Origin of the sequence: Arcanobacterium phocisimile, assembly GCF_016904675.1 — a bacterium.
In the GTDB taxonomy this organism is placed as follows: domain Bacteria; phylum Actinomycetota; class Actinomycetes; order Actinomycetales; family Actinomycetaceae; genus Arcanobacterium; species Arcanobacterium phocisimile.
This window is the reverse complement of record NZ_CP070228.1, coordinates 764,128-787,594: the sequence shown is the minus strand read 5'-3', so window position 1 is coordinate 787,594 and position 23,467 is coordinate 764,128. Positions and strand designations below refer to the sequence as shown.

At 50.1% G+C, this 23,467-nt stretch carries 23 protein-coding genes, 2 tRNA genes and 1 pseudogene; 10 read left to right on the top strand and 16 right to left on the bottom strand.

Annotation, left to right across the window (positions count from 1 at the left end; translation table 11 throughout):
- Positions 1 to 585: 585 nt before the first annotated feature.
- Both JTE88_RS03495 and JTE88_RS03490 read right to left on the bottom strand, forming a co-directional pair.
- A complete protein-coding gene (locus JTE88_RS03495) occupies positions 586 to 900 on the bottom strand; it encodes a hypothetical protein (protein ID WP_204425414.1) in 315 nt (104 codons plus the stop codon).
- A gap of 119 nt (positions 901 to 1,019) precedes the next feature.
- A complete protein-coding gene (locus JTE88_RS03490) occupies positions 1,020 to 2,114 on the bottom strand; it encodes an IS1249 family transposase (protein ID WP_204425412.1) in 1,095 nt (364 codons plus the stop codon).
- A 708-nt stretch (positions 2,115 to 2,822) separates the two neighbouring features.
- Here JTE88_RS03490 and JTE88_RS03485 point away from each other — a divergent pair.
- From JTE88_RS03485 to JTE88_RS09145, 3 genes and pseudogenes are all read left to right on the top strand, one after another.
- Complete coding sequence (locus JTE88_RS03485) at positions 2,823 to 3,428, top strand: transposase family protein (protein ID WP_204425410.1); 606 nt, start codon at positions 2,823 to 2,825, stop codon at positions 3,426 to 3,428.
- Positions 3,388 to 3,774 (top strand): annotated as a pseudogene (locus JTE88_RS09245) (ISL3 family transposase); the annotation flags it as partial. The gene JTE88_RS03485 and the pseudogene JTE88_RS09245, both read left to right, overlap by 41 nt.
- Positions 3,775 to 3,857: 83 nt before the next feature.
- Entirely contained in the window at positions 3,858 to 4,100 is a 243-nt protein-coding gene (locus JTE88_RS09145; protein WP_275586624.1) for a transposase, read from the top strand.
- 192 nt (positions 4,101 to 4,292) lie between these two features.
- On the opposite strand, the gene JTE88_RS03475 is transcribed toward JTE88_RS09145, so the two are convergent.
- The 7 genes from JTE88_RS03475 to dnaG all read right to left on the bottom strand — a co-directional run bounded on the left by JTE88_RS03475 (position 4,293) and on the right by dnaG (position 8,856).
- Positions 4,293 to 4,364, bottom strand: a tRNA-Asn gene (locus JTE88_RS03475).
- A 117-nt stretch (positions 4,365 to 4,481) separates the two neighbouring features.
- Positions 4,482 to 4,976 (bottom strand): hypothetical protein, encoded by a 495-nt coding sequence (locus JTE88_RS03470; RefSeq protein WP_204425406.1) that lies wholly within the window; start codon positions 4,974 to 4,976, stop codon positions 4,482 to 4,484.
- Positions 4,970 to 5,209: a hypothetical protein gene (locus tag JTE88_RS03465; RefSeq protein WP_204425405.1), complete on the bottom strand. Its 240-nt coding sequence runs from the start codon at positions 5,207 to 5,209 to the stop codon at positions 4,970 to 4,972. Before JTE88_RS03465 ends, JTE88_RS03470 begins: the two co-directional genes overlap by 7 nt.
- A 9-nt stretch (positions 5,210 to 5,218) precedes the next feature.
- On the bottom strand, positions 5,219 to 6,007 hold the full coding sequence (locus tag JTE88_RS03460; RefSeq protein WP_204425404.1) for a hypothetical protein: 789 nt from the start codon (positions 6,005 to 6,007) through the stop codon (positions 5,219 to 5,221).
- Positions 6,000 to 6,626: a DUF6318 family protein gene (locus tag JTE88_RS03455; RefSeq protein WP_204425403.1), complete on the bottom strand. Its 627-nt coding sequence runs from the start codon at positions 6,624 to 6,626 to the stop codon at positions 6,000 to 6,002. Before JTE88_RS03455 ends, JTE88_RS03460 begins: the two co-directional genes overlap by 8 nt.
- A gap of 121 nt (positions 6,627 to 6,747) precedes the next feature.
- Positions 6,748 to 6,821: transfer RNA gene (locus JTE88_RS03450), tRNA-Ile, on the bottom strand.
- A 64-nt stretch (positions 6,822 to 6,885) separates the two neighbouring features.
- A complete protein-coding gene (gene dnaG, locus JTE88_RS03445) occupies positions 6,886 to 8,856 on the bottom strand; it encodes a DNA primase (RefSeq protein WP_204425402.1) in 1,971 nt (656 codons plus the stop codon).
- 137 nt (positions 8,857 to 8,993) lie between these two features.
- On the opposite strand from dnaG, the gene JTE88_RS03440 reads away from it, so the two are divergent.
- Positions 8,994 to 9,329 (top strand): rhodanese-like domain-containing protein, encoded by a 336-nt coding sequence (locus JTE88_RS03440; protein ID WP_204425401.1) that lies wholly within the window; start codon positions 8,994 to 8,996, stop codon positions 9,327 to 9,329.
- A gap of 143 nt (positions 9,330 to 9,472) precedes the next feature.
- Here the strand turns inward: JTE88_RS03440 and JTE88_RS03435 are convergent, their stop codons facing one another.
- From JTE88_RS03435 to JTE88_RS03405, 7 genes are all read right to left on the bottom strand, one after another.
- A complete protein-coding gene (locus JTE88_RS03435; RefSeq protein ID WP_204425399.1) occupies positions 9,473 to 11,131 on the bottom strand; it encodes a galactose/methyl galactoside ABC transporter permease MglC in 1,659 nt (552 codons plus the stop codon).
- A gap of 14 nt (positions 11,132 to 11,145) precedes the next feature.
- Complete coding sequence (locus JTE88_RS03430) at positions 11,146 to 12,654, bottom strand: sugar ABC transporter ATP-binding protein (protein WP_204425398.1); 1,509 nt, start codon at positions 12,652 to 12,654, stop codon at positions 11,146 to 11,148.
- A 90-nt stretch (positions 12,655 to 12,744) separates the two neighbouring features.
- Positions 12,745 to 13,977 (bottom strand): substrate-binding domain-containing protein, encoded by a 1,233-nt coding sequence (locus JTE88_RS03425; RefSeq protein WP_204425396.1) that lies wholly within the window; start codon positions 13,975 to 13,977, stop codon positions 12,745 to 12,747.
- A gap of 119 nt (positions 13,978 to 14,096) precedes the next feature.
- On the bottom strand, positions 14,097 to 15,347 hold the full coding sequence (locus JTE88_RS03420) for a deoxyguanosinetriphosphate triphosphohydrolase (protein WP_204425394.1): 1,251 nt from the start codon (positions 15,345 to 15,347) through the stop codon (positions 14,097 to 14,099).
- Between the two features lie 43 nt (positions 15,348 to 15,390).
- Complete coding sequence (gene dusB, locus JTE88_RS03415) at positions 15,391 to 16,614, bottom strand: tRNA dihydrouridine synthase DusB (protein WP_204425392.1); 1,224 nt, start codon at positions 16,612 to 16,614, stop codon at positions 15,391 to 15,393.
- Positions 16,611 to 17,912, bottom strand: a complete 1,302-nt coding sequence (locus JTE88_RS03410) for a YibE/F family protein (protein ID WP_239519559.1) — start codon at positions 17,910 to 17,912, stop codon at positions 16,611 to 16,613. The genes dusB and JTE88_RS03410 overlap by 4 nt, the downstream gene beginning before the upstream one ends.
- A complete protein-coding gene (locus JTE88_RS03405) occupies positions 17,836 to 19,230 on the bottom strand; it encodes a glycine--tRNA ligase (RefSeq protein WP_204425390.1) in 1,395 nt (464 codons plus the stop codon). Before JTE88_RS03405 ends, JTE88_RS03410 begins: the two co-directional genes overlap by 77 nt.
- Before the next feature lie 192 nt (positions 19,231 to 19,422).
- On the opposite strand from JTE88_RS03405, the gene JTE88_RS03400 reads away from it, so the two are divergent.
- From JTE88_RS03400 to JTE88_RS03375, 6 genes are read left to right on the top strand one after another with little or no spacing between them, the layout of a single operon-like run.
- Positions 19,423 to 20,544, top strand: a complete 1,122-nt coding sequence (locus JTE88_RS03400) for a metal ABC transporter substrate-binding protein (RefSeq protein WP_204425388.1) — start codon at positions 19,423 to 19,425, stop codon at positions 20,542 to 20,544.
- Positions 20,545 to 20,548: 4 nt separating this feature from the next.
- Positions 20,549 to 21,274: a metal ABC transporter ATP-binding protein gene (locus JTE88_RS03395; protein WP_204425386.1), complete on the top strand. Its 726-nt coding sequence runs from the start codon at positions 20,549 to 20,551 to the stop codon at positions 21,272 to 21,274.
- Positions 21,267 to 22,130, top strand: a complete 864-nt coding sequence (locus JTE88_RS03390) for a metal ABC transporter permease (protein WP_204425384.1) — start codon at positions 21,267 to 21,269, stop codon at positions 22,128 to 22,130. Before JTE88_RS03395 ends, JTE88_RS03390 begins: the two co-directional genes overlap by 8 nt.
- A gap of 49 nt (positions 22,131 to 22,179) precedes the next feature.
- On the top strand, positions 22,180 to 22,566 hold the full coding sequence (locus JTE88_RS03385; RefSeq protein WP_204425382.1) for a Fur family transcriptional regulator: 387 nt from the start codon (positions 22,180 to 22,182) through the stop codon (positions 22,564 to 22,566).
- A gap of 3 nt (positions 22,567 to 22,569) precedes the next feature.
- Complete coding sequence (locus tag JTE88_RS03380; protein WP_204425380.1) at positions 22,570 to 23,130, top strand: DedA family protein; 561 nt, start codon at positions 22,570 to 22,572, stop codon at positions 23,128 to 23,130.
- 1 nt (position 23,131) lies between these two features.
- Entirely contained in the window at positions 23,132 to 23,359 is a 228-nt protein-coding gene (locus tag JTE88_RS03375) for an RNA-binding S4 domain-containing protein (RefSeq protein ID WP_204425379.1), read from the top strand.
- Positions 23,360 to 23,467: the final 108 nt, after the last annotated feature.

Below are 23,467 nucleotides of genomic sequence, written 5' to 3'. Positions count from 1 at the left end.
AGCCCAGTTGTTTTCTTCGCACATACGATCGCCTGATAGTATGCCTGCAACAGTAACGCTTTACGTTCGCATTGAACCGACCAGCGCCCACCCGATAAATCCGTCCGTAGAGAACACATCGGTCACAAAAGCGGTGTAGAGAAAACCCCTTACGGGTACGGACATAGGTAATGTCACCCCACCCACAACCGATTCGGCCTCGAAAGCTCGACATTCACGTCACGCCAAGTCTAGGCGAGTATCTCACCCCTTGAGGTTTACGAGTTCTCACAAGCAAGCGGCCCTTACCTTTACCACTAACTCCAGCAAGGCGCATCAAACGAGCGGTATGCTTCACGACCAATATATTTTCCCCTCACGGCCCAACGCCGACCGCATCTTAACCAATCCCGTAGACATTGTAGTTACCTTCATAAATCTCAACGATATGTCCTATCGGCAGCAGCATCACGCAGGCTACGAGCACTCACACCACGGGATTTTGATTGACGATAGCCACAAACCACCAACACGGTCAGTGTTTAACGTCGTGCAGATGAACTGAGTAGAGAAACGATTTCGATACTCATCAATGACCCGAATCATTTACCAATGTTTCGGGGCCAGTTCCAACGTTAAAAGCCGACGCTGCTTATCTGAACTCATGAGTATCACAAAGCTCCTGATTCTCACGGCGTAGCCGCGCATTTTCGACTTCCAAGTCCTCCGGCAAGCGTTCAAGAACGCGCCCCTTCCACGGCGAGCTACCTGAGTCCATTGCCGAGCAGTGTGCCAAGAAACACCTAGTTTCGGTGCCACAATCTTGCACGCTTCTTGCAAGGAAACATTCTCCGCCACAATACGGTCTTCTACCAAGCGGACGACACGATCCTTCGCATCCTGATCAAATTCCTTTGGCATAGTCCAGACTATGCCCATCTACTCAAACGGAACAAAACCTGGGGCACTTCAAACTTGGGCCTAACTTATGCGGGACGTCAGAAAAGCAGGGTTATAGGACAAAAGTTATTGATTTTGGGTTAGTAGTCGTTGCGGTAGGGTGTGTGGGTGTGGAGTTCGTTCCAGTCAAGGCCGTTGCCCCAGCGATGGTTGTTGTGGTGGGCTCGGTGTCGGGCTGCGGCTTGCTGGTAAGCGCGCATGATGTCCGTGTTGGTGGGCATGATACGCAGGATTTCGGCTGGGTTGGCAGGGTTCTCGGTGTGTAGGTAGCACCACCATGACACTGCACGGATCCGGTGATCGATACTCATACCCCGATGACGGCGCAGCAGTTCACGTAAAGGCGAGTTGATACCTCCCTCGATCTGGTTATTCATCGCTGGTAGAGAACCGATTATTTCTCCGTCATCGTAAAGATCGGGATTGAGAAACGTGAACAAATGGCCACTATCGACCAGCCTAGACAGACTATTGCCAGCCTTGACGAGCCGCTCGTGTTTATCGACTAGTTTTCCTTTCTCGTTACGGGTTTTCTCGGCCAGGAACCCAGCCCAACGGTGACGCCAAGCATAGAAGCTATCGATCCATACGTGCGCGTGTGCGGGAGTTTTCACATGCAATAGATCAACACCGATCCGGTAGAGCTGTCTGCCACATTCAGTTCGTGAGCGTGTGGTCGTGTAGCGTTTGACCTGTTGATAGGCGTGGAACGTGCAGCGTTGGACACGCGTGGAGGGCCACAATTGTGCCCGAGCTGTTGTGAAACCTGTGCCCCCGTCAGCCACGACCATACCGGGTGGTGGGATTTTCGCGAGCAGGTCCAGCCAGGCTTGGGTCGATTCACGTCTGGCCACATGCCAGGCAATCACATATTCGGGGCTGCAGGCGATCAGAATGACAGCATCGCGGCCTAAATGGATACCATCAACATGGATCACGCGGTGGGCTTGCCCATCGGGTTCGCATATCGGCCAGATCTCCCACAACACAGCGCTCTTGCGTCGGAAGGTCCGGCCCTGTCCAGGAAGTTCTCGCTGCGTGGTTTTCCCAGTCAGAACCTCTAAGAACGCACGCAAATCCCGCGAAGTGACGTCGTTATGCCAACGCGAGGTTACCTTGCATGAGCGGCAGATCCAGCGTTGGTGGCCGCATTTGTCTTTACCGTTTTTGACCATGCCTTCACCACAAGTAGGGCAGTGTTTCTTGTTCGATCTCATACCCACTAGTATGCAACCGACTTTCACTACAATTTTTCCCTGCTATCACGCGGATAACTGGCAACAAAATCAATAACTATTGTCCAACCAAAAACTCGAGTCGAAACGAGTTTCTTTCCAGAAAACCCCACCCTAGCAACGAAAAACGGCAAAACCATCAATAACAATTGTCCGCTAGCCCGAAAAGCAACGTGGGGCTTTACGACGGTGGATATAGTAGCACTGGCCTGTAGTACTATCGTCCAGCAAATGTTTTCGCCGAGCTATTTTGGGCATAAAAAATGCGCACCCCGTTGTGCGCCTTCTTATGAGCATTGCTCTATTCACCATGTGCGAGAGTCGATTGCGAAATCGATATCCTTCGCACGTGCTTCGACGATGAGTGCATTCGCTGTCTCGCGGGTGCGGAATAGGTTCTTGAACTTCTTCATTTAGTTTCACCCCCTGCTTTTCTTCTTGATTTGCATGACAACTATAACTCTACGCCACGAGGGTCTTTTTTCCTACTCCTTGAGTTCGAATGTGAGGTAGGGATCGATATTCGAGCTGGTAATTGTGCCCGGCACAACATTCCCCTTTATTCAGGGCGATCTGAGCCATTCAAAGCGACTCTTCGCATTTTAGCGGGGTGTTGTGAAGATGGTGAAGAGAGTTCATGCTTAGAGTGTGAGCAAAAAACCTGAAACTATCTTCACCAGTTCTGATCCTAACGTAATCGTGGCTCGTTTACTGAGTTTAAAAGATGTTGTGCCTGTGGCTTATCATCGTCACGGACCACACCAATCAATCGAGATCGAGCAAGATCTTGATACCGTGCTATGTCCTCGATGCAAGGTACGGGCACGAGTCAAGGATAGACCACGAGTTCCTTATATCGATCTGCCCGTTTACGGACGCCCCATGGGTCTGATCTGGCGTAAACACCGCTGGTATTGTCCTAGCAATGATTGTGCTATGGGTTCATGGACTAGCCAGGACAAACGCATTGCTAGTAGACACTCTCGGTTAACGACCAGGGCAGCTAAACGGACGACCAAGCAAGTAGGAATGGGACGAACAATAAGTAAAGTCGCTGGCGAGCTGGGCTGTGATTGGCACACGATTAACCATACCGTGACCGTCTACGGGCAGGCCTTACTTGATGCTGATCGTAAACGTTTATCTCAAACTCCTGCGATTGGTCTTGACGAGACACGTTTCGTTCGTCTTAAACAAACGCCCTACCCAATATGTGACCACGCTACGCGATATAACCAACCACCAGACCATTGATATTATTCCAAACCGTAGCTATGTTGAGGTTGCCCGTTTCCTTCACCGCTTCCCTACCTATTGGAAACAAAAAATCAGCTATGCCCCACTCGATATGAGCCCGACCTACCGGGCTGTTTTCAACACGATCACACCGCACGCTACCCAAGTTGCTGACCACTTCCACGTCATCACATTAACTAACCAAGCCCTTGATCGTGTACGCCGGCGTGTTCAACAACAAACACTTGGACACCGCGGACGAAAAACCAACCCGCTCTACCGTATAAGACGCCAACTTGTCTACGGACAAAAACTCACCGATAAAACACAACATCGGATCGAATCACTCTTACGCCTAGGAGAGCCCTATGGTGAAGTAGCTATCGCTTACCGTGTCAAAGACACGCCTACGAAATTTCTACACCCGACATCACCACCACTCAAACCATGCTTGATCAACTCATCAACCACACCAGCCAAGACTTCATACCCCAAGAAATCCAACAACTTAGCCGAACACTCAAAAACTGGTATCACCAGATCCTGGCCTACCACCACGCCCGCCTATCGAACTCGATCACCGAAGCCATGAACAACCTCATCAAACGCATCAAAAGAATCGGCTACAGATTTACCAACTTCACCAACTACCACACCAGATGCCTCCGCTACACCAGCAAACCCAACTAGCGACTCCTCAACACAATCTACCCCACACCCCACCAAAATCCGAAGAGCCGCTATTCAAAGCTGGGCTAAGTTAGAGAGATTTTGTATATCGCTCTGACATCACTGATGGGCGAAGAACGACTTTCGAACCTACGATTTATCTACTGGGAAATAGAATGAGACCCGGTCAAATGACCGGGTCTCATTCCTTTGCTCCCGCAGCTGGACTCGAACCAGCAACCCTTCGATTAACAGTCGAATGCTCTGCCATTGAGCTATGCGGGAAGGCGACTCCAAAAACTATAGACGGTGACGGAGAAGGATGCAAATTCAAATTCGCATTTTTCTACGTTTTGTAAGCGCCATCACAAAATCGCCTGTTCCTACAGTCGATCGGCAACGCTAGCTAACCATGCCGACCATATCGCGCAACTCTATCTCTAAACCGTTTATTGCCTGCAAATCCGCCGATGTAGGTTCCCTGTCAACAATGATTTGAACGAAAAGGGTCTCATCAGAGCGTCTACGCACTTGCCCTCGGGCGACACCGCCTGAAGGTAAATCTGCAAACCCTTGACAGACAATTGATCGCTCAACTCGCTCATGAATCATCGTCAGTAGGTAATCATTTGCATCGTCATCGAGTGTGATTTTCAACGCCTCGACTCCTGGTTCGACGAATGTCAGTGTCAGGAGGCGTGCTTCATCGTCCCAGGAGGCTGTTTCAAACTCATACCATTCGTATGTCTGACGGCTGCCGTCATTTTCGATGATCGCCATTTCAGTGGCCCAGGCGGCTATCCAGCGCTCTGTTTGTCCAGCGATCTTCGTGGCAGTGGCTGGTCTTTTTCCGAGGCTGTTCTTGAGCTTCTCAGGATATTTTTTCTTTCCTAGCACAGTTGTTCTCCCAAAATCTCTATAGCGATGCTACTCCCCTGCTCCACTTCACTCGACGTCGAGTGGGCAAAGTTTTGACCAGCAATTATTCCCAGAACAAGAAGGATCAGCCCTGCTATCAAGGCGAGGAAGAAGTATTTTTTCTGCGCGGCTTTGAGCGTTGCCAGTTCGTCCTCAGATAGACCTGTTCCGGTGTTCACATCTTTTTCTTGCGAATTTTCATTTAGTTTCACACTGGTAGTCTAGCGTGTTCTGTAAGTGAGGACTGCTCGAGCTTCTCGTACTGTGAACTCCCGCCCAGTACTTTGTGTATAACCAGTTCCGGGCACCTGGATCCACGTTCCTGACGGTAATCGAACTACTGCCGACCAGGCCACGACTACTGTTGGTCGATAGGTACCTTGTTGGTGATACGGGTGTCGAATCTGCCCATCAGGCCACCCTCGGCCTCCAGTGGAAGTTATCTGCTCTTCGCCATCGCCAAACTGCCAATGATACGACTGCGGAGTAATTTTGATGGGAATTTCTTGTTCAGCAACTGTGAGCATAGTTGTGTGCTCAACTGCTGTACTTGAGAAATAGGTGTCTTTGTTTATAAGGATCGACGTGGTTTCTGGCTGTATATGGAATTCACCGGCATCAATAATTGTGGAGGCTTGGTCTTGAAACGCTGTTGAAATAGCCTCTAAGGTTAGGGATTGGTTCATATCTGCGGCACATATTTCTTCGCGTCTTGATTCAAGCTCGCCGAGATTTCCTATTCCCCATCCAACAGGCACGGTTCCAGGTACAGGAATACCCGCACAAAAGTCGCTTATCGTATAGCGCGGCGGTACAAATGTTGGCGCCGAGAGATCTGGTGGGAGCACCTCATCTGAGTCGTTTCTCGTATAACTATTAATCGGCACGACCATACCCACCTCAACAATGTTATCGGTCACTGATGATCCCCAACGGTCGCCCTCGGTCATAGCAGGAGTGTCGGCACTAAAAGTTCCAGTCAGAGCAAGAAAGAAGAAAAAACTATTCATTATTTTCTGCAGCTTTTCCGATTTGGAAATTTTTAACAGTCCATTGAGAATCTTTGCTCACGATCAGCAGAACTCTATTTTCATGGTTAGGAACAACTTTTTCGCCAGTCGACAAGTGCTCAACTACACCAGTGCGTTCCACGCTAAATTCCACTTGAAAGAGGGTTTCACCTTCATTCGCTACCCGTAGCAGCGGATTCTTCAGTTCCAGATCCCCATCGATCCACGCTCCGGACTTATTGCGTTCACGCGCAGCGTCGAGAGTCTCTTGACAGAATTTGCACTCAGGAGACGAGTAGCGCTGCCAAAATGACGTATCACCAGTCTTCAACATGTACGGATACACCTGCACAAAATGTTGAGCGACTGCCACAGCATCGGCACGGTTATCACCAGTCAACACCGGATCAACCGGTGGGTCCACAATAGGACGTTGAGGGATTGCTCGTTCCCCGCCTGACTCGCTGTTCTCTAATACTGTCGCTTCTTGTGAACTTAACGCCTCCATAGGCCGATCTGCCGGCTCACTTTTAGCCGTACATGCGCTAAGAAGTACTATCGAAGCGATGAAAATACCTGCCCATCGGTAAACCATTTGAGAAAAGTCTGTGCTGCTCATAGCGTAAATCTAACAACCTTTTCCTATACGCGAAAAAAGTTTTCCACAGCTCAAAAGGTTCTCGGTACACCGACGAAAAATCCTCTAGTAGTCAAACAAACTACTAGAGGATTTTACATTGTGCCCCCGGCAGGACTTGAACCCGCGACCAAAGAATTATGAGTTCCCTGCTCTAACCAGCTGAGCTACAGGGGCAACGGACACTATCGTACCGAAAACTTACACGCCGGCATAATTGACAACCGTAAAACTACACACATCACACGCCGTTAACCGAATCATACGCACGTCGGGCCGTTTCTAATTTCATGAGCATTTCAAACAAGTACTCCTGCTGTGGAGAATCCGCACTTAACGTGTTCATTTCCCGGCGCACATCAGCAATCTGTTGGGTAATCCCCTGCCGGATAAGGGAAACAATAATTCCACGCACGTAACGCCACGACTCTTCACCATCTCGTTCTGGTAAAGGCTCAACCGTAAGCTGACGAATAGCACCGCGAACAACGTCGTCAGCATGTAACTCTACTTCCTCAACGAACCACGAACTTGCACGAATCGAAGCAGTGTTCTTATCCATACCGCCAGCAGTCAGTTCACGGAACTTTGCGTCGTAAGCGCCAACCCCACCAGCGGCCATTAGCGCATCAAAAATACTTTGATGGATCGGGATGCGGAAGGTGCGCGACGGAATACGATCCGCATGCGCTCCCAACGCAAGTCCAGGCAATTGCAGCATTACTTCAAGTGCCTGGCGTTCAACCAACGCTATCGGGTCACGTAGCGCATCGCGCGGTTGTAAAACCGGGCGCGAATACTCTTCTTCAACTTGTTGAATTTGGACCGGCAATCGCGAATTTCTCCCCGCCCGGCGCACACTGTCACGAACCAGTGCCTCATCCATACCAAGCCAACCAGCGAGCTGGCGAGAATACTCCGACTGTAAGACGCGATCTCGGATATGTGCCACCACCGGAGCAGCCGCAGAAAGCCCAGCAGCTCGGCCCTCAACCGTGTTCAATGGAAGCTGATTAAGCATTGAACGAATAGCAAATTCAAATAGCGGACGACGATCGTCGATCAATTGCCTTACCGCTGCATCGCCCCCAGCCATCCGTAAATCACACGGGTCCATGCCATCTGCCGAAACAGCAACGAAGGTTTGTGCCGCAAAACTTTGATCTTCTTGGAAAGCACGCAACGCGGCCTTCTGACCCGCGGCATCGCCGTCGAAAGTGAAAATAACTTCACCGCCAAAAGCACGACCGTTACTCATCATCACACCAGCTGCTGGATTAGCAGAATCGCCCATCAACCGTCGCACAATCTTCACATGTTCACTACCAAAAGCAGTACCACAGGTAGCCACCGCGTTAGTCACCCCAGCAAGATGGGCAGCCATCACATCCGTATAGCCTTCGACGACGACAATAGCACGTTGCTCAGCAATTGACTTTTTCGCTACATCCAGCCCGTAAAGTACTCCAGATTTTTTATATATCATCGTTTCTGGAGTATTGAGGTATTTCGGCCCCTGATCAGAGTCGAAAAGTTTACGTGCACCAAACCCGATCGGGTCACCTGTAATGGACCGTATTGGCCACATGACTCGGCCTCGAAACCGATCGTAGAGTCCACGAGTTTTCTGCGTGGCAAGGCCTGACGCCAAGATCTCTTTATCATTAAACCCGCGACGGCGAAGCTCGGTTAGTACACCGTCCCACGAATCCGGAGAATACCCGACGCGGAAATCAGCGATAGCTTGCGGACTGAATCCGCGTGCTTCCAGCATGTCACGAGCTGGTTTCCCGGCTTCAGTCGCCAATTGCTGAATATAGAATTCTTCGGCGACTCGATGGGCATCGATTAGTCGCGAGCGCGTCACATCGCGTGGGCCGCGTTCTTCTCGCTCACCGTATGCACTTTCCTCATATTCGATTGTTACTCCGGCTTTACGGGCGAGGAGTTCTATTGCTTCAACGAAGGAAACATGTTCGATGCGTTCGATAAAAGAGATGGCATCTCCGCCTTCGCCACATCCAAAGCAGTGCCACCGGTTGACGTGCGGGCGCACGTGGAAAGACGGCGTCTTCTCATCGTGGAATGGGCACAACCCTTTCATTGAGCCGACTCCAGCGGTTTTGAGCGTAACGTATTCGCCAACAATATCTTCGATGCGCGTCTTGTCACGCACATCGTCAATCACTGATCGTTTTATCATCCCGCCCATGGTTCTATATTAGCCGGCAGTGTCAAATGATAACACCCCTCTGAGTTATGCTCTTGCAAAACATCTTTTCAAAGCTCGTTTGATACAGGTCTCATCGTCTAAGGCACCGATCGAGAAAATCTGGTTAGAATATTTCTATGGGTTTTTTCGATTTTCTTTATCCAGAAGGGCGTTCGCCTCAACTCACCACTGCGCAGGCATATAAGGAATATCAAGCTGGTGCTCGCCTAATCGATATTCGCGACCTCATTGACTGGAATAAAGGGCATATAGCAGGTAGCGAGCATATTCCACAAGCGCGTTTGCTTCGCCCGTCGTCTGGATTGGACAAAACTCAACGTCTGATACTGGTGTGTTCTGATGGGCAACAATCGCTACACACCGCATATCGCATGCAAAATGCAGGTTACGATGCGATTTCGATCCATGGTGGCTTAGCTAGCTGGAAGAGTTCTGGATTGCCGTTTTCATAGTAGTTCTTCTCCCGATCCATCTCGACGTCGTCGGTTGTTTATTTTGGCCGCAAGCATGCTATAAAGCATATGCGTACAAGACTTATAAAAGGATGGTGACTCGAGCGTCAATACTGGGGTCACCATCCTTTTACCACGTAGTATTACTTCTTCTGAACATACTTGAGAGAATCAAGTGTGACCGCAGCCAAAATAATGATTCCTTCGAATACGAACTGAAGATTGGTGTCAATACCGAGAATAGTCAACGAGTAGGTCAGACCGGTAAAGATCATCACACCGGTAACCACACCAGAAATCTTTCCAATACCACCGGTGAAGGAAACTCCACCGACCACACAGGCAGCAATAGCATCCATATCCCAACCCTGGCCGTAGGCGGCCGAACCGGAACCGAACATACGTGCTGCTTCAAGCCACGATCCGAAGCCGTAGAGGATACCGGCAAGGATGAAGGCTCCCATGGTCACCTTGAAAACAGAAATACCCGAAACGGCTGCTGCTTCAGGGTTACCTCCAACTGCGTAGAGGTTCTTCCCGAAGGTAGTCTTGTTCCAAATGAACCAGACCACGATGGTTGCTGCGATTGCCCACAGAATAATGGTTGGGAATCCGGAAACATTTGGCACGATCATCTTTGGAATATCGGATTCGATTGCACCGAAGCTAACACCCTTGGTTGCGTAGGTAACCAAACCGAAGATGATCAGCATATTTGCCATAGTGGAGACGAATGGGTGCATCTTGAATCGCGCGGTAAAGAATCCGGCGATCATGGTGAAGATCGTCGTTGCGATAATACAAGCGATCAATGCCAGCACAACACGACCACCAATCGGGATGCCGGTGAAGTCAAAGGCATGACCAAAGACGCTACCGGTATTCGGCCCCTTGTGCATAACTACTGTTGCAATAACCATGCCCATACCGACCATACGTCCGATAGACAAGTCTGTACCAGTAAGCAAGATCAATCCGGCAACACCCAAGGCTAAGAACATACGTGGGGAAGCCTGTTGCAAAATGTTCAGAACATTCTGCGTGGTGAGCAGGTCAACGCCCTTCGTCATCGGAGCCAAAATCGCCATTGCGATAAAGATTAAAATGATAACGATGTACAAGCCGTTCTTCAGCAGGAACTGGCGACGGTTGAAGGAGTAACGGTAGTTTTCCCACTTCTGCGCCAGGGACTGCTTAACTGTAAAGTTCGAATTACGCAGTAAGTCGATCATGTGGTACTTTTCTGCAACTGCTGCGTGGCGGCGATCTTTCGCAGCCTGCAAGCTGTGTTGCATAGATACCTTGGCGTCATATTGCTTATTTTTGTAAACGACTTCTTCGTCTTTAAGCTCTTGTGAAACGTCAGCTCCATCGCTCTGCTTCAGTTGAGCAACGGCTTCTTCGTGCTCCTGCTTAACTTCGTCTAAACGCCGTTGATACTCTTCTCGCGCCTGCTTCTTTTCTTCTTCAACGCTTGCTTCAACCTTGCTCAAATACTGCTTGTCAAAGTTCTCTTCAATATACTTTTCGGCTTTCGCGATTAGTTCATTGATGCGCGGACGATGAGCGGACTGCACCTTCTTAGCTTCTGCTAACTCTTTTTCATCCTGACGACGCAATTGTTCGCGCTCTTCTTTCGAGAGCGTGCGATCTGCTTTCATGTTGCGCAACTCATGCTGAAGGCGGGTAGCCTTGGTGGTTCCGTCTTCGCGCAAGGCATCAATCTCAGCTTGAATCGTGCCAACATATTCTTTGATTGGCGCGAGAAGCTGTTCTTCCTTCTCATAGGTGAGGATGGTCATTAAACTTCCCTTTCTTACAAATACTTTGCGCTGAGCCGGAGAAGCTCTTCTTGGTTAGTATCTTTAGTTTCAACAATGCCGGCGAGACGGCCGGCCGACATAACACCGATGCGGTTGGTAATGCCAAGAATTTCTGGCATCTCGGAGCTCACGAGGAGTACGGTCTTTCCACGCTTAGCCATCTGGATGATCAGTTCATAGATTTCATATTTTGCACCGACGTCGATACCACGGGTCGGCTCATCCATCATGAAAACTTTCGGTTCCCGCTCAAGCCACCGACCGAAAATAACCTTCTGCTGGTTACCACCAGAAAGCGCGGAAATAAGCTCTTCTGGGCCGGTAGTCTTCGTGTGCATCGTACGAATCTCAGACACCGTCGCAGCTTGCATACGCCGGTCAGAAAGAGCCACGTTCTTCTTATATGCTGGCAGGTTCGCAATCGTTGTATTGAAGGTCAAATCACCTTTCAAAAATAGACCGTCCGCTTTGCGCTCTTCAGTGATAAGCGCGAATCCGGAATCGATTGCTTCACGTGGTTTGTTAAAGTTCATGAGCTTGCCACGGTAGTAGACACGCCCAGTTGCACGGGTTCGGACACCGAAAATTGTTTCAAGGAGCTCAGTTCGTCCCGCCCCCACAAGACCATAGAGACCAAAAATTTCGCCTTCACGGACATCAAAAGACACGTCTTTAATGTAGGGAGCAAACTTAGTCGAAAGATGACTGATCGAGAGAATCGGTTCACCCGGAGTGTTATCTACTTCTGGGTAACGATTATCGAGTGAGCGCCCCACCATAGCGGTGATGAGCTCGTTCATGTTCGTCTTATCGGTATCCTTCGTCATCACTAGCTTACCGTCACGCAGCACTGAAACTTGATCGCAAATTTCGAAGATTTCATCCATCTTGTGCGAAATGTAAACCAAAGATATACCGTTGTCCCGCAACTTGCGCATCATTTCAAACAGCTTACGCACTTCCGGTTCAGTCAACGACGACGTAGGCTCGTCCAGTACAATAACTTGCGACTTATACGAAATAGCTTTAGCAATTTCACACATTTGGCGTTGCGACACTGACATTTTCCGCATTGGCTGAGTGAGGTTAACCGTCATTCCCAACTGCCGGAAAAGGTCAGCTGCTTCGCGCCGCATACGTGTTTCATCAATGGTTCCCAAGCTTGTTTTTGGGTAACGGCCTAGAAAGAGATTATCAACGACGGAACGCTCCAGTGCCTGGTTGAGCTCCTGGTGGACCATCGCAATTCCGTTTTCCAGAGCTTCCTTAGGTCCAGCGAAGGCAACTGGATGTCCATCGAGTGTAATTTCGCCTTCGTCTTTTTGGTACGTGCCAAAAAGACATTTCATCATTGTTGACTTGCCGGCGCCGTTTTCCCCCATCAAGCCAATGATTGATCCGCGTTTCACATCGAAATCGATATGGTCTAAGACTCGGTTACGACCAAACGATTTTGACATTCCCCGAATCGTCAAAACTAAATCTTCAGTGGTGTGTGTCATGAGATCTTTCCTCTTTAGAATGGGGTAATCGAAGCCGATGTTCGATTACCCCATTCTTTTATTTTCAGCTATTAAAACGACGGCTGAAAATTACTGGTTGAGAAGCGAGGTGTAGGACGAAGCGTTATCGGTCTTCACCATGTTGATCGCAAATGCATCATACGATCCTGGGTTACCTAGACGGTTGGTGATGTTGGATTCGGTCTGTCCGTCTCCACCGATGTACTCAACATCGAGGTTGAGGAGCTTGTCGTACTTCTGAAGAAGTGGCTGGTAGGTTGAACCGAGGAAGTTATCCGCCGAGTTGTAAATGTCAAGCCATACCTTCTTGGTGTCAGCGGTAACCTGGTTGCTCACTGGCTTGTAGGTAACGGTTGAGTCGAGGAAGTCTTGGTAGTTATCTGCACCTACTGCAACGTTCAATGCATAGAAGGAACGCTCGTCTTCTACATACTTGAAGTCCTTATCGGACAAGACGTTTCCAGCTTCGTCAGCCTTGGAAATGCCTTCCATGACATCCTTGCCGTCAAGCGCATTACGTAAAACGCGCAAGGTGAGGTATGCCTGAACGTCTGCGTGCTGGGAAATGGTACCGCCGTATCCATCAGCGATAGCTGCAACGGCGTCAGAATTTGCATCGTAGCCGAAAGTTGGAACCTTGGAAGCCTTCGCCCACTTATTGAACATTGCCATGCCCATACCATCGTTATTCGAGATGACAAGGTCGATATCATCGCCGAACTTACCGCTCCATGCTGTGATGGTATCGCCAGCTGTACCTGCATCCCAGGTTGCGCCGGCACCGGTCTTCATTTCCTTAGAAGCAAGCTCAACTACTTTGAAGCTTCCAAGTTCGCCTTCCTTAACCGCCTGTGCATTGGTTTCGGTAGGATCGGAAAGGATAGCTCCACCTTCTTCAACTGCGGTACCAAGTGCTTTACGAACACCTCGGGTGCGAGCAATCGAGTCATTATGGCCTACGTCGCCAATAGCAAGAACATAACCGATCTTGCCATCACCATTACGGTCAACTGTGTCCTTGTGAGCCTCGATATATTCCGCAACCATTTGGCCTTGGAGCTCAGCACCTTGGGATGCATCGAATCCGACGTAGTAGGTGTTGTCATTAAAGCTCAACGCGTCCATATCAAGATCTCCGGTTGAGGAGTTAGATGGTTGACGGTTGAACCAAACGAGTGGCTTTTGGTTATTTGCTGCACTTGAAGTTTCTGATGATGACGACGTAGCGTCTCCACCCGAGCAAGCTGCAAGCGCCATCAGCGATCCTAGGGATACAGCTACGACTTTGGTCATATTCTTCATTGCGAATCCTCTTCTAAGTCTTCATTGACAAACTGGCTTACCACGGACATCATCGTTGATGGGCTTCGCCAGACATCAGAAAGAATACACGGAAAATAATGCGACCTGCAACACATAGATCAATGGCGTAACATTCCACAAAAACGCGCATGCCATACCCTAGCCGACTGATCGGTCAAGGAAGCTATCTGGTCAATAATCACGCGAAGTTTTGCATCCTCATCCGGAGCTTGTTTCCACAGTTGGGCGAACATTGGTTCAAGGCGTTCCAGCGGATCTTCCACAAGCGCATCCATTAAGTCGAACAGCAACGAACGTTGCTCGAAATATGGCGCTTCGAGCTCCCGTGGTGCCATAACATAATGCACCGCTATCCCCTTAATAAACATTATTTCCAAAGCCGTATCGGTTGGAACAATGACGTCTCCGTCATACCTGCCCAGCGGATCAGAATACCGTTCTCGAGTCGCAGAGGTGACAGAGGAAACGAACCGGCCAATCAAATCGGACGTGTAATCTTTTAACCGGGCAATATCCCGTTGCGATCCTTGATAATCCACTGGGCGTGCAGCCATCTGTAACACTCGTCGCCCAGCCGCTGCTAAGTCATCAGCACTACACGCGGGTTTGTACCACGAAAGTGTCGAGTCAACAATCGCCGTTAGCTCAGATTCGTTCGAAGCCGATATCCGCTTCGGATCGATATAACCAGAAAAAATACCGTCTTCCAAATCATGCACAGAATAAGCAATATCGTCAGCCAGATCCATCATCTGCGCCTCAGCAGACCGCGAGCGTCCATGATCCTCATGTGCCCATAAGAAAGCAGGAACATCGTCGTCGTATGCACCAAACTTCGGCGAAGCATTGCCCGCCGGACCAGTGAAACGCGTCCACGGATACTTCACCGTAGCGTCCACGATCGCCCGGGTAAGATTTAACCCTGCGGGCGTACCATCACTGTGAAAACGTTTAGGTTCCAAACGGGTAAGAATACGTAGCGTCTGAGCGTTACCTTCAAAACCACCGAAAGACTGTGCAAGCTCGTCTAATGCTTTTTCACCGTTATGCCCAAACGGTGGATGTCCAAGATCATGGCACAAACAAGCCGTCTCTACGATATCTTGGTCAGCACCAAGATTCTTCGCCAACGAACGACCAACCTGTGCGACTTCCAGAGAATGGGTCAAGCGAGTGCGGATAAAATCATCTGATTCCGGCCCCATAACTTGGGTTTTCGCACCCAACCTACGCAACGCAGCTGAATGCAGCACTCGAGCACGATCACGTTCAAAATCAGTACGTGACGTACTCTTAATCCCTTCACTCAACCACCGTTGTGTATCTTGCGAGGCGTAACTGTAGCTCATAATCTTGCTATATCTTTCACTATCTCAAAAACTGAGTGTCGTCTCAACCACCAGACGTATTAACTTCTGCTTCATGAATTTTTGCTTGCTGGAGCTCAGAAAGCTCGTGCGAATCCAACCAGAATTCTGGAAGATGCGGGCGCTTTGCTCCACCGGCTCTGCCCCGTGGTCCGCCAGCGGCTTCTGGGAACGGTTGATCAAGATCTAACGTATCGAGTAGTTCCCTAAGCTGTTCAACTGATTCGATCAGACCTAGCTGATGGCGCATCTGCCCACCAACAGAAAAACCGCGCAAATACCAGCCCACATGTTTGCGAAGCTCACGCATAGCCCGGTGTTCATCAGCGAAATGGTCGACGGATAATTGAGCATGCCGGACAATAATATCGGCAACTTCTCGCAAATCAGGACGATACCGTTCCTGACTACCGTATGCTGCGGCAACAAGGTCAAAGAATAGCCACGGGCGCCCCTGGCATCCACGGCCAACGCTCACACCGTCAGCACCTGTTTGCCTAAGCATACGGGCCGCGTCATCAGCTTCAAAAATATCCCCATTACCAAAAACTGGTAACTGTGATAGCGACTTCAGTTCTTCGATATACTCCCAACGCGCCTGCCCAGAATAGTGTTGCTCGGTTGTGCGTGCATGGAGCGTCAATGCGGAAATTCCCGCGTCCGCACTCATCTGGGCTACGTCGCGGAAGGTGGTGTGATCGTCGTCGATACCAATCCGGAACTTTGCGCTCACCGGCACTACATGGGAGCGCCCAGCTTCGCGCGATGCCTGCTCAGCAGCTTCCACAGCGCCAGAAACAATATCGGAGAATAACTGATGCTTCCACGGTAGCGCTGAACCACCGCCCTTGCGGGTGACTTTGGGGACCGGGCATCCAAAATTTAGATCGATATGGTCAGCACGGTCCTCGCGTACCAAAATATCGACAGCTTGCGCGATAGTTCTTGGTTCAACACCATAGAGCTGAATCGACCTAACCGGATCGAGTGGATCTGGTTTGATCATCGTCATCGTTTCTGGACTGCGCTCGATCAGTGCCCGCGAGGTGATCATTTCACAAACATATAGGCCTGCTTGAGAAACACTCCCGCCACTATCAACTTTATCATTGAGTTCTACTCCAGCAGCACGCGCGCCCGCTTCACCAAATTCACGACACAACTGCCGAAACGGCGGATTGGTTACGCCTGCCATCGGGGCAAGAATAATCGGTGCCTCAAGTGATACGTCGCCAATGTGAACACTCATTCGTCAGTATTCTCTTTCGTGGTTGTCGGCGCTACCGGTGCGAAAATCGTGGCAATCGCAGTCGTCATTGGGATTGCAAGAACCAGACCGACGGAAGCTACCAGGGTGCGGACGATTTCTTCAGTAACCTGCCCGATCATCAAGAAATCGACAAATCCGCGATCTACTAACGTCGCACTCATCAGCAGCGGCAACGCCGAACCGACGTAGGCGAAAGCGAGGGTATAGACAGTTGAGGCAATATGGTCACGGCCAATAATCATTGCCTGCCGGAAGATTTTACGACGCCGGGCCGCTGGGTTGGCAGCATGTAATTCCCACACGGTCGACACCTGGGTGATTGTCACATCATTTAGCGCACCCAGACCGGCAAGAATCATGCCACACAGCAAGATCTGATCCATACGTAGATAGCCTAGTTGGCTATACAGCCCAACTGATTCTTCTCCGTAAGTGCCCGTTAAGTTAATTGAATCGATAGAAATCCACGCTACGACTCCGGTAATCAACAGGCCACCCAGGGTGCCAAGAATCGCAGTTGTGGTACGAATCGAGATTCCGTGTGCTAAATAGATAGACGTGAACATCATCGATACCGCGCCGATAATTACCACCATAATCGGTGATTTTCCGGCCATTAAGGCCGGCAACATGAATGCTGCAACAACAGCTAGCGAGACTCCTAAGCCAAGAACCGCTGCCAGCCCTTTTCCGCGCGCCACAATGAGCACAACAAGAATATAAAGAGTAATCAGAATCCAAACCGGAACAGCACGGACGAAATCGACGAATATGTATGGAGTATCCGTTTCAATAAGTCCCGGTGAAAAAATAGCGTTAATGCGATCGCCAACGTCAAGGCCGTTGTGGACGTACTCGTAAGGGACGTGCACGCCAACTTCCACCCCGTCAATTTTCATCTTTACAGGGGTCTGACGATTCTCATCTGTTTGCCCGATAAAACTAATCTCGCCGATCACTTTTTCTGTACCGGGAGCAAATTCCGCACGCGATGCGATAGCAGTAGATCCCGAACCGCCCAAAGTTCCCGTAGTCGGCCAGAATATGAATAGGCCAAGCATCGTAAGTAGGGCGATGGGTATCACGACGCACGCCAACGCAAAACGCACGCGACGGCGATCCTCCGGTGTAAGAGTTAAAGTACCGGAGTGAGAATGTGTGTGGTTGGTGAAGGAAGGACCTTCACCAACCACTGAATCATTAGCATCCAACAAGTTTACCTGCAAGATAAGATTCAACTTCTGCCAATGGAATACGGATTTGTTCCATGGAGTCACGATCTCGGATCGTTACCGAGTGATCCTCAAGAGAATCGAAGTCGACCGTGACGCAGAACGGAGTTCCGATTTCATCCTGGCGGCGATAGCGACGACCAACAGCGCCGGCGTCGTCAAAATCGACATTCCAGTGGCGGCGTAACTTTGCCGCAAGTTCGCGAGCCATTGGCGACAAGTCAGCAGAACGCGACAATGGCAAAACAGCAACCTTGACTGGGGCCAAACGTGGATCGAGCTTGAGAAGAACTCGCTTATCAACCCCACCCTTAGTGTTTGGTGCTTCGTCCTCCGTGTAAGCCTCGGTCAGGAAGGCCATCAGGGAACGAGTCAAACCTGCGGAAGGTTCGATAACGTATGGCGTGTAACGGTCGCCTGAAGCCTGATCGAAGTACTCCAGTTTCTTACCAGAAGCCTCCGAGTGGGAAGAAAGATCGAAGTCGGTACGGTTAGCGATACCTTCAAGTTCTCCCCAATCCGATCCTTGGAATCCGAATCGGTATTCGATATCCACTGTGCGCTTGGAGTAATGCGAGAGCTTCTCTTGCGGGTGCTCGTAGAGTCGGAGGTTACCACGGGAAATTCCAAGATCTTCATACCATGAGAGGCGAGCATCGATCCATGACTGGTGCCATTCTTCGTCGTCACCAGGCTTAACGAAGTATTCGATTTCCATCTGCTCGAATTCACGGGTACGGAAAATGAAGTTTCCTGGTGTGATTTCGTTGCGGAACGACTTTCCGACCTGGCCGATACCAAACGGTGGCTTTTTACGAGAAGCAGTAACAACGTTGAGGAAGTTAACGAAAATTCCTTGAGCGGTCTCAGGACGCAAGTAGTGTAGGCCTTCTTCGTTATCGACTGGACCAAGGAAGGTTTTCAGGAGACCGGAGAATGGCTTTGAGTCCGTCCATTGACCACGTGTTCCGCAGTTAGGGCAAGCGATGTCGGTCATAGAGACATCGGATTCGGCGATGCCTTTCTTTTCTGCATGCTGTTCGATGAGATCATCTTCGCGCAAGCGCTTATGGCAGTGCTGGCATTCGATAAGCGGATCAGAGAAGGTTGCGACGTGGCCGGAAGCTACCCATACTTCACGAGGAAGAATGATGGAGGAATCTAGTCCAACCATATCTTCACGAGCAGTCACATTAGCCTTCCACCATTGACGCTTGATGTTTTCTTTAAGTTCGACTCCCAATGGGCCGTAATCCCATGCAGATCGGGTTCCACCGTAGATTTCTCCGGAGGGAAAGACGAATCCGCGTCGTTTTGCAAGTGAAATAACGTTATCGAGTCGCGATGGGGCCTGCTTGGCCATGCGGCTGCTCCTTTCAAGTGTCTGCATCTGGATGATGCAGTGGGTATCTGTCCTTTCATTCTACGTCCCCACCAGATGAATCTCTCGTTTGAGTTGGTGTCACGGGAGTTTTCTCCACGTTAAAGCCACCACACTTCACGAATTCCGCACGCTACTGGTGACAATCGTTCTCATTTACGGTTACATGAAGATATGACACAAAATAACTTCCGAGTATCGACTCTCGCAAAATTTATCGCCCTGACTAGCGCTAGCGCTTTGGCGCTCATTGGTTGTTCAACTGACGCTTCTGAGAAAGCGACGACGGCGGATGGCAAGATTTCTGTCACCACCAGTTTTTATCCGCTAACATACCTTGTATCTGAAGTTGGTGGCGAGCACGTCAGCATTACTGACCTCACCCCACCGGGAGCCGATGCTCACGGCGTTGAACTCTCCCCTAAAGAAATTTCAGATATGCAAAAATCTGATATTGTCTTTTACCTTGCAAAGCTTTCGCCGGCAATTGACGATGCCGTTGCTTCAGCAGATGCAAACGCAATTAACATCGGCGAGTCAGTTCATTTACTAACAAATGAAGAAACTGGCGGTGAAGCTCATCATCATGAGCATGAGTCGGATGCTGATCACGACGAACATGCCGACCACGATCACGAAGCAGATCACGATGAACACGCCGACCACGATCACGACCACGAAGCAGATCACGACGAACACGCCGACCACGACCACGACCACGAAGCAGATCACGACGAACACGCCGACCACGACCACGAAGGACATGACCACGGCATCTACGACCCACATTTCTGGACCGACCCTGAGCGCATGGCTGAGGCTGCAGACGCAATTGCAACCACGCTAAGTGAAAAAGACCCAGCAAACGCTGAGGACTACAAGGCCAACACTAAGGCTCTCATCACTAAGCTCACTGACCTAGACCAGAAATTCGACACCGCCTTCAGCGCAACCTGCGAAACAAAGTCATTTGTTGTAACACACGCAGCTTTCGGATATCTCGCACACGAATACGGTCTCAAGCAGATTGGCGTTGCCGGAATTGATCCAGAATTCGAACCGTCCCCAGCTCGAATTGCAGAGATTAAGAAACTGGTTGAAACCGAGAAAATCAATACTATCTTTACCCCAACTAATGGTGAAGAGAAGGTAGCCCAGACTGTCGCTAAGGAAACCGGCGCACAATTCGCTGTCCTCGACGTCGCCGCAACCCGGGGTGAAGATTCCGCTGACTACATTTCCATTATGGAAAAGAATCTTCAATCTCTCACAAACTCCATGAGGTGTGTAAAGTAACCCCATGACTCAACCAGCTGTTAGCATCCAAGGACTGCATGTAAAACTCGGCGGAGTGCCGATTCTGCACGGTATCGACCTCACCATCGACGCCGGTAAAACCGTAGCAATCTTGGGGGCTAACGGTTCTGGTAAGTCAACGTTAATCAAAGCAATTGTTGGGGCAATCCCCTGCTCGGCTGGCAGAATCTCGTTATTTGGCCAACCGTTGGGACGTAAAACTCCATGGCAACGGGTTGGCTATGCCCCACAACGTGTTGCACAAGCCTCTACAGTTCCTGCCTCCGCCTTAGAAACCGTTCTTTCCGGTTTCGTCCACGGCTGGCATTTCTGGCTACCTGGGGGAGCCAAAACGAAAGCCCTGCAAGCTCTCCGCACTGTAGGGCTAGAGCACCGCGCCGACGAGTCGGTTCAAACATTTTCCGGTGGGCAACAACAACGAGTACTGATCGCGCGAGCTCTCGTGCGCGAACCAGATCTACTTATTCTCGATGAACCGTTTGCCGGTATCGATTCCCAATCTCGCGAACAGATCACGACGACGCTTACCGACTTGCGTAATTCTGGGACCACTATCGTCATGGTGCTACACGATATTTATAATCTTGGTTCCATTATTGATCAGGTTCATGAAGTATCACAAGGATGCCTACTTTCCGCGGAAAAAACACGATCTTTGACGGAACATCTTAGCCCGCTAGCATGCGAATGCGAGGATACTCATGCTTGAACTGCTCTCTTCTCCCCTGATGGTCCGTGCCCTGATCGTAGCGGTACTTGTTGGTCTAACTGCCCCCGTCGTCGGCACTTATCTTGTTCAACGTCGACTAACACTTCTCGGTGACGGCATCGGCCATATCGCACTAACCGGCGTCGCGCTAGGGTGGCTGGCGGCCAACGCAGCGCAAGCTACTAATCGTGATGCTTGGGCTGTTCCCGGTGCCATCATCGCCTCCGTTGTAGGCGCTTTACTGATCGAATGGATGCGCAACCGAGGTAACTCCTCAGCAGACGTTGCCCTAGCTCTCGTCTTTTATGGGGGTATCGCAGGTGGTGTGATTCTTATCGGAATCGCTGGCGGAACGACGTCGAACCTCACATCATACTTATTCGGCTCGATTTCTACCGTGACTGAAATCGACGTCTGGCTTACCGGCTTACTCTCAATCATTATCCTCGGTATCGGGCTCGGCTTACGTCCAGCGCTGTTCGTTTTGTGCCAAGATGAAGAACATGCACGCGCCTCAGGTCTGCCTACCGTGTTTCTCTCAGCGTTAATTGCGGTCACAGCGGCCCTTACTGTTTCGGTCGCAATGCGAGTTGTGGGCGCGCTACTCGTGTCTGCTTTAATGATCATCCCGGTTGCGATCTCACATATGGTAACTCGCTCTTTTCGTTCTACGATGCATCTAGCGATGCTCATCGGTGTTGTCGTCGCAACTTCTGGACTAATCACCACCTATTATCAGCCTTGGTCCCCCGGTGCAACAATCGTTTTGTACGCTGTTAGCCTTTACCTTCTTGTCGCAATTTTTCGTCCAGTTATACTAGGGTTACTAGGCAAGCAATATCGTGCCCGACGATAATACGTTTCGGGTACTGTACGAGCGATAATAAGGGGAACCAGTGCAACGCATGACGAAGCAGCGCGAAGCTATTTGGGAGCTGTTACGGACGGAAAATAACTTTCTCTCCGCACAAGAGGTCCATGATCTTCTCGAAAACTCTGGTGAATCTATTGGTTTAGCAACCGTCTATCGCAATCTCCAAGCGCTAGCAACCAATGGTTATGTTGATGTTTTACGTCTTGAAAACTCCGAAACTCAACTTTTCCGCTTCTGTGGCGAAGCTGTTCATCACCACCATATGGTATGCCGCTCATGTGGGAAGACCATCGAGATCTCTGGCGCAAATATCGAGAAATGGGCGGATGGAGTTGCCGCCGAACACGGATTTACTCGGGTATCCCATTCTTTCGAAATATTTGGCCTGTGCGCCGAATGCTCCGCAAATGAAGCTTAAGATATGAGCGATTTAGTTTCGATTATTTCGAATTTTATGTCCGAAGGACCATTCCTTGCAGTTTTCCTTTTCCTGTGCGTGGTTATTTTCTTCCGAGCACAAGGAACTTACTGGTTGGGCCGTTATATCACGCGTGTTGTTCAACGCACTGTAACAACGCCAGGATCCACCGCTGAATCTTCGTCACGCTTTGCTCGCTGGCTCGCGAGCGAACGCGTTCAAAACGGAGTCCATAGTGTACAACGACGGGGTTGGCCCGTCGTCACGCTCTCGTTCCTCACAGTAGGTTTCCAAACGATTGCTAACATGGCTGCTGGAATTTTGCGAATGCCTTGGCCACTATATACCGCTGCGATGATTCCAGGTGGCCTTGCCTGGGCTGCAATCTATTCAACTATTGGCTGGGCCGTGTGGAAAGCCACAGTGGCATCAGCAACCTACTCATGGTGGGGACCACTAATCATGATTAGTTTGCTCGGACTCTACGGAGTCTTTTTCCTTCGCCGCAAACGCGCTGGTGATGACATCATAAAGGCAGAAAATCCGTCCAATTCAGGAGAATAATATGGTTGAAGAATTCCCAGTCCGCCTCCCTATCCAATTGGGACAGTTTGTCAAACTAGCCGGGCTCGCAGAAACCGGCGGCCAAGCTCGCGAGATCATTATCGATGAGCTTGTTTACGTCAACGGTGAGCTCAACACTCACCGATCGTCAAAGCTCAACGACGGAGACCTTGTCGAAGTGCACTACCCTGACCAAAAGCCACTGCGTGCTCGGGTGGTTGAAGCGTAACATATCTGGCTCTCATTCCAGACGAATGACAGTGTGCGCAGGTATCTCGTCGATACCTGCGCACACTCATTTCTGTCTGGTTAAGGGAGGGCCACGGTTGTTACTAGT

What these genes read in the sequence shown, in the direction of transcription:
- JTE88_RS03495 (WP_204425414.1), bottom strand. Translation starts at nt 900, where the DNA reads ATGCCAAAGGAATTTGATCAGGATGCGAAGGATCGTGTCGTCCGCTTG.
- JTE88_RS03490 (WP_204425412.1), bottom strand. Translation starts at nt 2,114, where the DNA reads ATGGTCAAAAACGGTAAAGACAAATGCGGCCACCAACGCTGGATCTGC.
- JTE88_RS09145 (WP_275586624.1), top strand. Translation starts at nt 3,858, where the DNA reads ATGCTTGATCAACTCATCAACCACACCAGCCAAGACTTCATACCCCAA.
- JTE88_RS03460 (WP_204425404.1), bottom strand. Translation starts at nt 6,007, where the DNA reads ATGAATAGTTTTTTCTTCTTTCTTGCTCTGACTGGAACTTTTAGTGCC.
- JTE88_RS03455 (WP_204425403.1), bottom strand. Translation starts at nt 6,626, where the DNA reads ATGAGCAGCACAGACTTTTCTCAAATGGTTTACCGATGGGCAGGTATT.
- dnaG (WP_204425402.1), bottom strand. Translation starts at nt 8,856, where the DNA reads ATGGGCGGGATGATAAAACGATCAGTGATTGACGATGTGCGTGACAAG.
- JTE88_RS03440 (WP_204425401.1), top strand. Translation starts at nt 8,994, where the DNA reads ATGGGTTTTTTCGATTTTCTTTATCCAGAAGGGCGTTCGCCTCAACTC.
- JTE88_RS03435 (WP_204425399.1), bottom strand. Translation starts at nt 11,131, where the DNA reads ATGACCATCCTCACCTATGAGAAGGAAGAACAGCTTCTCGCGCCAATC.
- JTE88_RS03430 (WP_204425398.1), bottom strand. Translation starts at nt 12,654, where the DNA reads ATGACACACACCACTGAAGATTTAGTTTTGACGATTCGGGGAATGTCA.
- JTE88_RS03425 (WP_204425396.1), bottom strand. Translation starts at nt 13,977, where the DNA reads ATGAAGAATATGACCAAAGTCGTAGCTGTATCCCTAGGATCGCTGATG.
- JTE88_RS03420 (WP_204425394.1), bottom strand. Translation starts at nt 15,347, where the DNA reads ATGAGCTACAGTTACGCCTCGCAAGATACACAACGGTGGTTGAGTGAA.
- dusB (WP_204425392.1), bottom strand. Translation starts at nt 16,614, where the DNA reads ATGAGTGTTCACATTGGCGACGTATCACTTGAGGCACCGATTATTCTT.
- JTE88_RS03405 (WP_204425390.1), bottom strand. Translation starts at nt 19,230, where the DNA reads ATGGCCAAGCAGGCCCCATCGCGACTCGATAACGTTATTTCACTTGCA.
- JTE88_RS03400 (WP_204425388.1), top strand. Translation starts at nt 19,423, where the DNA reads ATGACACAAAATAACTTCCGAGTATCGACTCTCGCAAAATTTATCGCC.
- JTE88_RS03395 (WP_204425386.1), top strand. Translation starts at nt 20,549, where the DNA reads ATGACTCAACCAGCTGTTAGCATCCAAGGACTGCATGTAAAACTCGGC.
- JTE88_RS03390 (WP_204425384.1), top strand. Translation starts at nt 21,267, where the DNA reads ATGCTTGAACTGCTCTCTTCTCCCCTGATGGTCCGTGCCCTGATCGTA.
- JTE88_RS03385 (WP_204425382.1), top strand. Translation starts at nt 22,180, where the DNA reads ATGACGAAGCAGCGCGAAGCTATTTGGGAGCTGTTACGGACGGAAAAT.
- JTE88_RS03380 (WP_204425380.1), top strand. Translation starts at nt 22,570, where the DNA reads ATGAGCGATTTAGTTTCGATTATTTCGAATTTTATGTCCGAAGGACCA.
- JTE88_RS03375 (WP_204425379.1), top strand. Translation starts at nt 23,132, where the DNA reads ATGGTTGAAGAATTCCCAGTCCGCCTCCCTATCCAATTGGGACAGTTT.